Below are 11,757 nucleotides of genomic sequence, written 5' to 3' on the forward strand. Positions count from 1 at the left end.
TTATCTTTGAAAAAATTTTTTGACCATGAAGTTTGGGTTTACTGTTGCTTTAAGTTTTCTTTTGATGTTTACTGCCTGCAAGCGGTCAAAAGTTGGAGATCTTCCAGTATTTGATAAGTCTTCAGCTTACGGATTTGTAAGAAAACAAACGGATTTTGGGCCAAGAGTACCGGGATCTGAAGGGCATCGCAACTGCAAAGACTGGCTTGTCAGCCAATTCAAAGAATATGGATTGAGCGTTAACGAACAAGCTTTTGATGCGAAAACCTTTGATGGAAAAACGCTTCCGGCAACAAACATTATTGCTTCAACCAATCCCGGTGCCAAGCAAAGGATACTTTTAGCTGCTCATTGGGATACAAGACCATTTGCCGACCATGATCCGGATACATCTTTACACCATAAACCCATTTTGGGTGCCGACGATGGTGGCAGTGGAGTTGCTGTTCTTCTTGAAATCGCTAAGTTGCTACAACACAAACCGCTTTCCAAGATAGGTGTAGATATCGTTTTGTTTGATGCTGAGGATTATGGCAATGACAATGGAGGTGATCCATTATCCTGGTGCCTCGGAGCTCAACATTGGTCCAAACTTGCCAAGCAAAACGGTTACAGGGCCGATTATGGCATTTTATTAGATATGGTTGGAGGCAAAGATCCTCGTTTTACATGGGATGAGGTATCTATTCAATATGCTTCGAGAGTACTCAATAAGGTGTGGAAAATAGGTGAAGAGCTGGGCTATAAAAATTACTTTGTACCAATAGCAGAAGGTGCATTGACTGATGATCATGTATTTGTCAATACAATTGCCGAAACTCCAATGATAGATATTATCAACCGTCCATTAAACTCACCCACAGGTTTTGTAAGTCATTGGCATACGCACAAAGACACACCTGATGCGGTAGATCCTGTAAGCCTGGAAATGGTGGGAAAAACTCTCCTTTTACTCCTATTTAAAGAAGATGTTGATGAAATTTAATGACTGATCACCAATCGGTACATGGTCGCAATATTCCCTTCGGATTTGATGCTCAGATAATAAATACCTGAAGCAAGATCTTCAGTATCTATATGGAACCCCTCTTGAAATTGATGAGTGTCAGTTACAATTTTTCTCACCAACCTTCCCTCGCCCTGGAGAATGCAGATTTCCGTATTTCCGGAATGCCGGCTTCCAGATAAAAATTTCAATACAACATAATGATTGGCCGGCTGTGGAGATAAAAGATAGAAAGGTCTCTCAGCCAGATCTGTTGTTCCTGTCCAGGTTCGAAGATCATAAATAAATTCAGCTGTACATAAATTGGCATCAGTCACCTTCACTTTGTAATAGCCGGGACGCACATTAACAAGTTCAGATTCTTTGATTCCTGTATTCCAGTCATATGTATACGGTTTTTTACCATATGCCATGTTCAACTTAATATCTACAAAACCCGGAGTGATTTGGGAAGCTTTAATTTCTGCGTAGTCTTCCATTTTATTTAGAACATTGAGTTGTAAATACACTATGGAATCACATCCGTTGGAACTTGCAAATCTTTGGATATAGGTTCCCGGAGTATGGTACAATTGTTGGTTCCACTCAAAAAATTGACCATAACAAACTTCGGCAGAGCTGCGATGCTCAATGAATTTTCTCAGGTCAACATGCACGATAATTACAGAATCACATCCTTGAATTCCCATGCCTTCCAGGTAGATAGTGTCTCTGACATGAGCCGCATCGAATCGAACATTGTGAATATCAAAAAAAGCATTTTCACAAATCGCCGTGTCCAGATACCTTACTCGAGGCGCACATTCCAATCTAAAATGCTCTACTTCCAGGGAGAGTTCGGCAAGTTCAGGATTAGTAATCTTCGCACTAACAAGACCTTTGTGTACCTTATTATTGTACTTGATTGTAAAATCGCCTGTGTTAGACAAAAAATCTCCATTTTGGTTTCTCCAATCATATAGATTGTTTGCGACAGCCTTATCAAAGGGTAAGTCGAAACGCACCGTTTCACCGGGTTCAACCTGTATAGTTTTGGTAAGCTTGAATTTTTTCTGTGGAGTAAAAGTAAAATCACAGTTAGGATGATGGTGCTTTGTATACATAGGAAGCACATCTTCAAAACTAAGAAGGTTATTTTCTACCTGATAAGTTCTCAAATATTCAAAGGATGGCATTTTCTCAAGGAAGTTATTGAACAAAATAATGTTCTCTAAAAAAGGCATGTTTGCGACAGCAGCTGGCAGATCTCCTGTAAAACCATTCGAAGGAAGAGAAAGCGTGTTCAATTGGGTTAAATTGGCAATTTCCACTGGTATTGCTCCTGAAAACTTATTGAATCCAAGTCTCAGATACTTCAGATTGCTTAGTTGTCCTAGTTCAGTGGGTAAAGTGCCATAGAACTCGTTTCGAGTCAATGAAAGCTCTTCGAGAGAAGCCAATTTGCATATAGATTTTGGAAAAAGTCCAGAAAGCTTATTTCCGGACATTTGCAGTACCCGTAGATTTGAGAGCTTCTCAATCTGGTCAGCAATTCCTCCTCTCAAGCCACCATTATAAGAGAGATCTATTACTTGAAGTTCACGCAAATCGTATAATTCATATGGAATTTCATCCTGTATACCATTGGAAGACAAGTTAAGTACCTGCAGTCCGCTCAATTGAAGTAGAGGTGTTGGGAAACTGCCTGAGGCGTAACTGAAAGAGGATGCCTCCAGGTTCAAATATTTCACTTGACAACCTTGATCATCAAGTTTTATTCTGTTGGGATCAATTTGCTCTAAAGGTAGATTAAAGTCCCAGTTCAAATTACCGACTGAACTTAGATTCGAATAAAATTGACGTAAAGCTACTGAGTCTCGTTGACGAAACTCGCTGCACTGGCTTTGTGCTTGATGTGAGAAAATCAAGCAACAGAGGCCTATTGTCAATAGGTTCACTAATTTCATTCCCTGCTAAATTCGCATTAATAAGACGCTATTTGATTCTTTGGGTTACCAAAATTATTGATAAAAATTGGTCTTTTTGGACATCAAAAACCGATCCAATTTATATTATACAAAGTGCATATTTATAATTCGTCAAAAAAACATGCATTAGAATCAATGGTGCCCAAGAAGTTTTTTCAAAAAAATTTCATTTTAGAGCCGACTCTACCAAAAAACAGGTAAACCTGACTAAAAAAAGCATCAAATTTTCTATCCCGGACTCAACTCAATGATGAGAATAGATATCTGCCGGAAATATTTTTTTGTTGGTTCCGAAAATCCATATATCTTTGCAGTCCGTTTTAAAAAAGCAATTTATGCTAGCTATTGTATCCATCGCCGGACAACAATTTAAAGTAAAGTCCGGACAACAAATTTACGTTCACCGTCTTGATGCCGCAAAAGGTGACAAGTTAAGCTTCAATGAAGTATTGGCTTTGCTTTCAGATGACAACTGCACATTGGGAACTCCTGTGGTTACAAGCGCAAGTGTTGAAGCCACTGTAATGAACCATGTTCAAGGAGACAAGGTCATCGTGTATAAAAAGAAAAGAAGAAAAGGATACGAAAAAAAGAATGGCCATCGTCAGGCTTTTACTCAGATTCAAATCAACTCCATCATAGCTTAATCATTTAAATCTCTAACTGTCATGGCTCATAAGAAAGGTGAAGGTAGTACCAGTAACGGACGCGATAGTAACAGTAAGCGTCTTGGAGTAAAATTATTTGGAGGCCAATTGGCTAAATCCGGCAATATCATTGTTCGCCAAAGGGGCACGCAGTTCCATGCCGGCAAAAATGTAGGCATTGGAAAAGATTTTACACTATATGCTCTTGCTGATGGTGTAGTTCAATTTAAGAAAACTAGATTAGATCGCAATGTAGTTGATGTGATAGCTTTTACTTCACAGAACGACTAGTAAGATTCTGAGCTCTTTGACGGGCTTTTTATTGATTCCTCACAGTTTTATTTGTATCAAGTCATTCTGTCTGAGCCAGACAGGAGTGCCATCATCCAATATTGTTTTGATCCAAGGGCCGATTTGATCTGATTTGGTGACTTTTTCACCACTCTTCAAAGTCTTAATAGAATCACTATTTTCATCTGCCGATCGGAAGGCTTTGGTAGGTTTCATCACAATGAACTCGTCAGTATTATAATCATGTTGGTGTCTCACCCATGTGAACAACAATAAGATGAAACCAGTGGCAATCAATGCCAATATATAGCTGGATTTAATTCTGACATGTGATGGTCTTTGTGCAAATTTGAGCAATAGGACAGCTATCAGTAACAAAAAAACGGAAATCCAAAACCAAACTCTAGACTGTAGGCTATTGATTATATACCAGAAGCTCTTCATGAGATTGCTTTGTGGCAATTCTACATGGACTATACCTGCCATTTCTCTGGCTTCTGCCAAGATTGTTTTGGTAGTTTCTTCGTTAGGACTCCACCTTAATGCTTTTACCGCGTAAAGAATAGCACTATCTGGTCGAGCTAATTTAAGATATGAAGCTGCTAAATTGTGATATAGTTTGTGGCCTTTTGCATCAACTGAGATCAACTTTTGGTAATCCTCAACGGCAGCCCTATAATTCCCTTGTTGTACCATTTGATAAGCAAAAGCTGCATCTTGAGCGCTTACTTTAAGGACGAGCACCATACACAGGAATACCAAAACTTGCTTATAGCTGCTTTGTTTTCCAGTAGTTCGTGTATTTGAAGAGGATGACTGCATTCTTTTCAAGATTGAAATTTTGGTGCCAAATATTTTGCTGTGGCTGATTCTTTTAGGGAGAGGATTCCTTCGGGTGAACCTTGAAAAATCACTTTACCACCATGTTTTCCCCCACCTGGTCCCAAATCTACTAACCAATCTGCGCATTTCAACACTTCTGGATTGTGTTCAATCACCAAGACAGTATGTCCTTTTTCGACCAATGCTTGTAGCGCTACCAGCAATTTTTTAATATCCTCAAAGTGCAAGCCAGTGGTAGGTTCATCAAAAATGAAAAAGACATGCTGGCTGTTATTTTCCAGACCCAAATAGTATGCTAATTTCAATCTTTGCGCCTCTCCTCCTGATAAGGTTGAGGAAGATTGTCCAAGTTTCAAATAACCTAAGCCTATATCTACTAGGGGTTTTAGCTTGTTGACAATGTCTTTTTTGTCGGAAAAAAAATCTAGTGCCTCTTCCACACTAAATTGTAATACCTCACTGATATTTTTCTCCTTATAACGAACCTCCAAGATTTCGTTTTTGAACCTCTTGCCCCCACAATCCTCACAAGGCAACACAACATCTGCTAGGAATTGCATCTCTACTACAATCTCTCCATCTCCTTTGCATTGTTCGCATCTGCCACCTTCGACATTGAATGAAAAATGTCGTGGCTGATAGTTTCTGATTTTGGAAAGTTGTTGATTTTTAAAAATATCTCTGATCTCGTCGAAAGCTTTTACATAAGTCGCCGGATTTGATCTCGATGACCTTCCAATTCCTTGCTGGCCCACCAGTTCAATAGCTTTTATTTTACGTAAAGCGCCATCGAGTATGATTCCGGACAAATGTTCATCACGCACGGTGTCCTCTACAACGTTTTGGAGCAAAGGATACAATACATGCTTGATCAAGCTTGTCTTCCCGGAGCCTGACACACCGCTGACACATGAAAATGCATGAACTGGAAATTTTACTGAAACACCTTGAAGATTATGCAACCAAACCTTGTCCAACTGAATAAAATCAATAGTTTGTCTTCTTCTACCAGGAAGCGGGATTTGATTCTTGCCGGTCAAATAATCTGCGGTTAAGTTTGATTTGGCTTTCAAAAAATCTGGATAACTCCCTGAAAAACAAATTTCCCCACCATGGATTCCAGCATGGGGACCAATGTCAAGAATGTAGTCTGCCTTTCGGATGACTTCCTCTTCATGCTCTATCACTATGACCGTGTTTCCCATATTTCTTAAGCCCAGAATGGCTTCTACGAGCAAACTTGTATCCTTGGGATGCAAACCTATACTTGGTTCATCCAGAATGTACATAGAAGAGCTCAGATTAGAGCCGAGTGTACGAGTCAAATGTATCCTTTGGGACTCTCCTCCGCTCAAGGTTGATGCCAATCTGTCTAAATGCAGGTAAGAAAGGCCGATTTTGGACAGCACTTCTAGTCGAAAACCAATCTCCATCAGAATTCTGGATGCAATGGATCTTTCCTGATCAGTGATTTGGATATTCCGAAAAAATTCCATCAGCTCATCTACCGGAATAAACATCAAGTCACCGAATCTCTTCCCGGCGACGCGCACATAGCTGGCTTCAATTCGCAGACGCATGCCTTTGCAGACATGACAGGTTGTTCTACCTCTGTAACGGGCTAGTTTAATCCTATTTTGAATTTTATAAAATGCTTTTTCCAGTGATTGAAAATAAGCATAAATTCCTTGGTACTTCGCTTTGCCATTCCACAATACGTCCTTTTCAGATTCATTCAGGTCATTATAAGGTTTGTGGATCGGAAACTTAATTTCACCAGCAATCTGGAGCAAGGGCTGCAAATATTCTGCCCTTTCTTCCGGATCTTTCCAGCAAGATATGGCTCCATCATAAACGGATCTGGATTTGTCTCCGATGACTTTATTTTCATCAATACCTATTGTTCTTCCATAACCTTCACAGTGTGGACAAGCCCCAAAGGAATTGTTGTAATTAAACAGAGCCAGTGAAGGTTCAATAAAATTGATGCCTTCAGATTCGAATCTTACGGAAAAAGTCTTTTCGACCTCATTTCCGAAGAGGATGGTGCATTCTCCGGCTCCTTCGCTAAGTGCAGTCTGGACAGAGTCAGCTATACGCTTACGGAATTCTTCATCCGGATCAGAAGGAAGCATAAGCCGATCAACGAGCACTAAATAATCTTGAGCTTGGGGAGAGGTAAGGGTTTTTGTTTTGTCCTTCCAGGATTTGTCTGCCAATAGTTCTTCAATGTTGATCAACGCACTTTTGCGACTCAGCCTAGTAAATCCTTTTTGGAGTATATAATCGAGATACTGGCCGAGATTTTTTGATTGAAAAGCTGCCGGAGGATGGAATGTTATCCTCAATTCGGTCTGAGCAGGTTGCTCAAAAATCGCATCGACAATATCACTCACTTCATGCTTTCGGACTTCTTCTCCTGTAAGTGGCGAAAAAGTCCTGCCTACCTTGGCAAATAATAAGCGCATGTAGTCGTATATCTCTGTCAGAGACCCGACAGTCGACCTTGCATTGGCTGAGATGACTCTTTGTTCAATGGCAATTGCAGGGCATAAGCCTTTTATATAATCGACATCCGGTTTTTTCATCCGGTTGAGAAACTGTCTAGCGTAAGCAGACAAACTTTCTACATACCTTCTCTGCCCTTCTGCATAGAGTGTATCAATGATGAGAGAAGATTTTCCAGATCCCGACACTCCGGTGACCACAATCAGTTGGTTCTTAGGAAGTTTAACGTCAAGATTTTTGAGGTTGTTGGACCTCGCTCCTTTAATTTCAATCACAGGAAAAGATTGAGGAGAAGCTTGACGTTTGCGGGATACTGTATTGGATTTGGTCATATTCTAAGGGCGCAAAAATACGAGATTCCAAGTTGCTTTACCGAGATTCAAGATTTGAATTTTGGATAGTTCAAGAAGTTGAGCATTTTCTAGATTATTTTGTAGGTAATGCATACTTTTGGTCTGATTCTTGCGATATATAATTTACAATGAAAATGAAGGGGTTAAAAAAACGTTAAAAGCCCTGTAAGTTTGCATAATTATATGGTTTGAGTTTATCTTTACGACATAAAATTTTTTTTCACTTTAAAATATCAATCTATCGATCAGAAACTTCTACACTAATTTTTAACCATTTAAAAATATTAGGGTATGCAAGTAGCTGCATTAAGCGATCAGGCTTTGATAGATTTGTATCTAAGTGGAAATGAAAAAGCTTTTCAAGTTCTGTTAGAGCGCCACCAACAAAAAATCTATACTTCAATTTATCTATTTGTCAAGGACAGAGACCTTGCTGAAGACCTGTTTCAGGAAGTTTTCATTAAAATTATTGACACTTTACGCAAAGGAACTTACAGTCATGAAGGTAAGTTTTCGCAATGGGCTACACGTATTGCATACAATCTCTGTGTAGATCATTTCCGTCGTGGACGTAAAAGAAGCAAAGTGAATTCGACCGATGAATTTGATATTTTTGATGTTTTAGAACTTCCGGATGATAATCGCGAGGATGAAATGATTATGAGTGAGACACATGGTAAGATAAGGCAACTTGTTGACATGCTTCCCCAAGAACAAAGAGAAGTGGTTGTACTCCGCCACTATGCTGATTTGAGCTTCAAGGAAATCGCTCAAATCACTAGGGTCAGCATCAATACCGCCTTGGGCAGGATGCGGTATGCCCTCATTAACATCCGCAAGCTTATGGAAGAAAACGCAATCGTATTACAATAAACAATTCAAAAATCCAAATGATTACGACCATTTGGATTTTTTGATCCTATTAAATTTCTGAATTCATTTAGAAGGCCAACAATACAACTTATTCTTCAAACTCAATTGTATTGGCTTTAAGATTAATCGACAAATAGAAATTATATGTTTTTTTATATGTATATTATTGTATTTTATGTTTTTGTATATAGTTTAGTCGTATAAATAATATTATTTAAAAATTTAATACTAAAAATAATGCCTAATCATAAAGATTGTATCTTGGTCAAGCTTAACTAACCAAAAATGAAGCACTCCCCATTTAGTAGACCAATTTGTTAACAATTTTATTTATAAATTTTCATTGTAAGAAAATCTTTTTTTTCAACTGAAGAAAGCCCCGCAGGGATTTGAATTTTTCCTATTGATATTTGTGTATTGTCTTCTTTATAAAGTTCAACAGGAATGTGTTGATTGATTCCCTGATGTGGTCTTTTATGATTGTAATACCCAATATATTGTTCTATTCCTTGGTATAAATCAATGACTTCTTTCTTTGGATTGACATAGATATATTCTTGCTTTATGGTTCTAAAGAATCTTTCAATGAATGCATTATCGGTTGCCATACCTTTACCACCCATACTAATTTGAATCCTATAATAGTTGAGGCAATCCACCCAGACTTGGGATGTATATTGGCTTCCTTGGTCGCTATTTATGATCCTTGGCGCTGCAAAGATTTCTAAAGATTCACTGACTAGTTTAGTTTGTGTTTCCGCTTCTATTGCATTGGATAATGACCAGTTGATGATAAATCTGTTATATACATCGATGATTACTGTGATATACTTAAATCTTTTTTCCATCGGAATATAGCTTATATCAATAGCTCATACTTGATTAGGTCGCTCAGCCTTCCTATTTCTTAATAGAAATGGATATATGTACTCGGCTCTGCCTAACTTGCTCAGATTGGGCTTTGGATAGATAGGATATATCGTCATTACACGCATCAATCTTCTAATTCTCTTGGAATTGACTTTCAAAATGACCAAAATTGGAATAAACCATACTTAAAAATCATCAAATTGATCAAACATCTATAGAAATTAATCCATCTGATGAGGATAAAACGACAATTTCCAAAAATTGTAAAGTATTCTCACAAACTATAAAGCAAGGTAACATTTTTAGATTTCATGACACCAATACTAAGAGTATCAAGACTACATACCCAATGGCATACAGATATGACATTTTTATCAGCTATAAGAGGAGGCCAGAGATCGTTGAGTGGCTAGACCAGATATTTATCAGACTTCTTGACAAATATCTTACAGAAGAATTGGGTTATCATCCAAATCTCTTTGTAGACCGGGAAGAAATCGACTATGGTGAACAATGGGTAGAACGCTTAAAAGATGGTCTGAAATATTCAAAAACTTTGGTACCAATATATACAGCTGAATACTTTCAATCAGAATGGTGTATCCGAGAGCATAATTACTTCACTTTAAGGTTGGATAAATTGAAAATGAAGAAAATCAATTACGACATGATAATACCTGTAAGACTGGGCGATGGGGCTCATTACCCTAAGTCAGTTTACGGTTATCAAATGACCGATTTACGGGATTTTTACCAATCCGGAAAAGCTTTTGTTGAGTCTCCAAAGTTTTTGCAGCTGGAAGAAAATGTGAAAAATTTTGCCGCTGCTTTAGCCGAAAAAATTCTTGAAATTGAAATATTTGATGAAACAGCCATTGATATATTAAATCTTCCGGAAGATGCAAATTTCATTGCAAAAGTGAATATTCCTCAAGCTGTGGCAGCACCTAAATTATATTAGGATGGGAAAAATAATTACATTCTATTCTTACAAAGGAGGAGTTGGTCGGAGCATGTGTCTGGCTAATGTAGCTGCAGTATTAGCAGATTGGGGATATAAAATTCTAGCCATAGACTGGGATCTTGAAGCACCAGGCCTGGAAAATTTTTATCAGCCTTATCTATCCGGACAAACCAAATTGGAAGTCAAGAAACAAATAGGTGTTATCGATTTACTGAATACTTCAAAGTCTGAATTAGAAAACGCAAATACTTCTGCAATTTTCCATGTCAATATCAAAAAAGGAATCCGGCTTGACATGATCAGTTCAGGAAGGAGAGATGAAAACTATTTTGCACAAGTCAGAAAATTTAATGTAGATCATTATTATGAAAACGGCGGTGCACAAAGTATAGAAAAACTTGCCGAATTGTGGAAAAAAGAATACGACTTTGTGCTCATAGACAGTCGTACAGGAATAACAGAGATCGGCGGAATAACAACGATACAATTACCCGATATCTTGGTGTTGCTCTTTACTGCTACACTTCAAGGTTTGGAAGGTATAGTGGATGTGGCAAAACGCACCTGTGAAGTGCGGAGTACGTTGCCATTTGACAAAAAAAGGCTCTTATTTCTACCAGTTCCATCCAGATACGACTCCATTTCGGAATTTAAACTCGCCACTCATTGGTTAAGTGTTATTGCACAAAAAACGGCATCATTAATGGATGACTGGTTACCGGCAAAATACAATAGATATGCGTTCCTCGAAATGATAAAAATCCCATACAAATCATATTTTAGTTTTGGTGAAAAACTCCCTGTCATTGAGGAAGGTACCAATGACCCAACAAACATTGGTTACGCATACGAGAACATTGCATTATTACTCAAATATGGTTTGGATGACGTCAGTCATTTTTTTGAAAAAAGGCCTTTAAAACAAGAAAATAAAGCGGATACCGAAAATAACCTAAAAAAGGATTCCTCCAATTTAAAAACAGCAGTTATTGTTGTGACTTTTTCCATTCTTGCCTATTTTATTTACAATGCTGTAACGGATTACTTTGAAACAAGAAGAGAAAAGAGAAAAAAAATAGAACACTTCAATCAAAATATTAATCAAATGTCCCAGACTGAAGAAAGTCTGCAAGCAAAACTCGAGTACAGCAGATCTGACCTTCAATCGATCGATGCTAAAATTGAAGAAAACCAAAAATTGAAAATTGACATCAATAAAAATATTTTATATAAAAAAGATGCTCACATTTATAGCAGAGTATATGATAAAAATCTGGATACTTTGAATAAACAAAAACTAGAAAGTCAGTACAAGATTCAAAGCATCCAAGATTCTCTACTTCAACTCATTCTAGCTAAACAATCTGCAATAGACAGTTTATATCAAATCCAAAACGGTCGAAGTTCCTTCCATCAACAATAAATTAATCAAAAT

10 protein-coding genes are annotated in these 11,757 nt (G+C 37.8%); 6 read left to right on the forward strand and 4 right to left on the reverse strand.

Translation table 11 applies throughout. The features are described from left to right. Nucleotides 1–25: 25 nt before the first annotated feature. Complete coding sequence (locus IPI99_03180; GenBank protein ID MBK7339514.1) at nt 26–985, forward strand: M28 family peptidase; 960 nt, start codon at nt 26–28, stop codon at nt 983–985. Here IPI99_03180 and IPI99_03185 read toward each other — a convergent pair. Then, nucleotides 982–2,952: a hypothetical protein gene (locus IPI99_03185; GenBank protein ID MBK7339515.1), complete on the reverse strand. Its 1,971-nt coding sequence runs from the start codon at nt 2,950–2,952 to the stop codon at nt 982–984. The two genes, IPI99_03180 and IPI99_03185, sit on opposite strands and share 4 nt — an antisense overlap. Before the next feature lie 356 nt (nt 2,953–3,308). Here IPI99_03185 and rplU point away from each other — a divergent pair, with 356 nt between their 5' ends. Further along, entirely contained in the window at nt 3,309–3,620 is a 312-nt protein-coding gene (gene rplU, locus IPI99_03190) for a 50S ribosomal protein L21 (protein ID MBK7339516.1), read from the forward strand. Nucleotides 3,621–3,641: 21 nt separating this feature from the next. After that, the gene (gene rpmA / locus IPI99_03195; protein MBK7339517.1) at nt 3,642–3,911 is read left to right on the forward strand and encodes a 50S ribosomal protein L27; all 270 of its coding nucleotides are present in this window, start codon (nt 3,642–3,644) and stop codon (nt 3,909–3,911) included. 39 nt (nt 3,912–3,950) lie between these two features. Here the strand turns inward: rpmA and IPI99_03200 are convergent, their stop codons facing one another. Both IPI99_03200 and uvrA read right to left on the reverse strand, forming a co-directional pair. Continuing rightward, nucleotides 3,951–4,742, reverse strand: coding sequence for a hypothetical protein (locus tag IPI99_03200; GenBank protein MBK7339518.1), 792 nt, complete (start codon nt 4,740–4,742; stop codon nt 3,951–3,953). Next, on the reverse strand, nt 4,739–7,594 hold the full coding sequence (gene uvrA, locus IPI99_03205; GenBank protein ID MBK7339519.1) for an excinuclease ABC subunit UvrA: 2,856 nt from the start codon (nt 7,592–7,594) through the stop codon (nt 4,739–4,741). The genes IPI99_03200 and uvrA overlap by 4 nt, the downstream gene beginning before the upstream one ends. A gap of 312 nt (nt 7,595–7,906) precedes the next feature. Here uvrA and IPI99_03210 point away from each other — a divergent pair, with 312 nt between their 5' ends. After that, nucleotides 7,907–8,488 (forward strand): sigma-70 family RNA polymerase sigma factor, encoded by a 582-nt coding sequence (locus IPI99_03210; protein ID MBK7339520.1) that lies wholly within the window; start codon nt 7,907–7,909, stop codon nt 8,486–8,488. A 326-nt stretch (nt 8,489–8,814) separates the two neighbouring features. Here the strand turns inward: IPI99_03210 and IPI99_03215 are convergent, their stop codons facing one another. Next, a complete protein-coding gene (locus IPI99_03215; GenBank protein MBK7339521.1) occupies nt 8,815–9,336 on the reverse strand; it encodes a DDE-type integrase/transposase/recombinase in 522 nt (173 codons plus the stop codon). Nucleotides 9,337–9,707: 371 nt separating this feature from the next. Here IPI99_03215 and IPI99_03220 point away from each other — a divergent pair, with 371 nt between their 5' ends. Next, entirely contained in the window at nt 9,708–10,319 is a 612-nt protein-coding gene (locus tag IPI99_03220; protein MBK7339522.1) for a toll/interleukin-1 receptor domain-containing protein, read from the forward strand. Nucleotide 10,320: 1 nt separating this feature from the next. After that, nucleotides 10,321–11,745: an AAA family ATPase gene (locus IPI99_03225; protein ID MBK7339523.1), complete on the forward strand. Its 1,425-nt coding sequence runs from the start codon at nt 10,321–10,323 to the stop codon at nt 11,743–11,745. The last annotated feature ends 12 nt before the right edge of the window (nt 11,746–11,757 follow it).

The organism is Saprospiraceae bacterium (genome assembly GCA_016710235.1).
Classification (GTDB): domain Bacteria; phylum Bacteroidota; class Bacteroidia; order Chitinophagales; family Saprospiraceae; genus Vicinibacter.

What these genes read in the sequence shown, in the direction of transcription:
- IPI99_03225 (MBK7339523.1), top strand. Translation starts at nt 10,321, where the DNA reads ATGGGAAAAATAATTACATTCTATTCTTACAAAGGAGGAGTTGGTCGG.
- rplU (MBK7339516.1), top strand. Translation starts at nt 3,309, where the DNA reads ATGCTAGCTATTGTATCCATCGCCGGACAACAATTTAAAGTAAAGTCC.
- IPI99_03185 (MBK7339515.1), bottom strand. Translation starts at nt 2,952, where the DNA reads ATGAAATTAGTGAACCTATTGACAATAGGCCTCTGTTGCTTGATTTTC.
- IPI99_03210 (MBK7339520.1), top strand. Translation starts at nt 7,907, where the DNA reads ATGCAAGTAGCTGCATTAAGCGATCAGGCTTTGATAGATTTGTATCTA.
- IPI99_03215 (MBK7339521.1), bottom strand. Translation starts at nt 9,336, where the DNA reads ATGGAAAAAAGATTTAAGTATATCACAGTAATCATCGATGTATATAAC.
- IPI99_03180 (MBK7339514.1), top strand. Translation starts at nt 26, where the DNA reads ATGAAGTTTGGGTTTACTGTTGCTTTAAGTTTTCTTTTGATGTTTACT.
- IPI99_03220 (MBK7339522.1), top strand. Translation starts at nt 9,708, where the DNA reads ATGGCATACAGATATGACATTTTTATCAGCTATAAGAGGAGGCCAGAG.
- rpmA (MBK7339517.1), top strand. Translation starts at nt 3,642, where the DNA reads ATGGCTCATAAGAAAGGTGAAGGTAGTACCAGTAACGGACGCGATAGT.
- uvrA (MBK7339519.1), bottom strand. Translation starts at nt 7,594, where the DNA reads ATGACCAAATCCAATACAGTATCCCGCAAACGTCAAGCTTCTCCTCAA.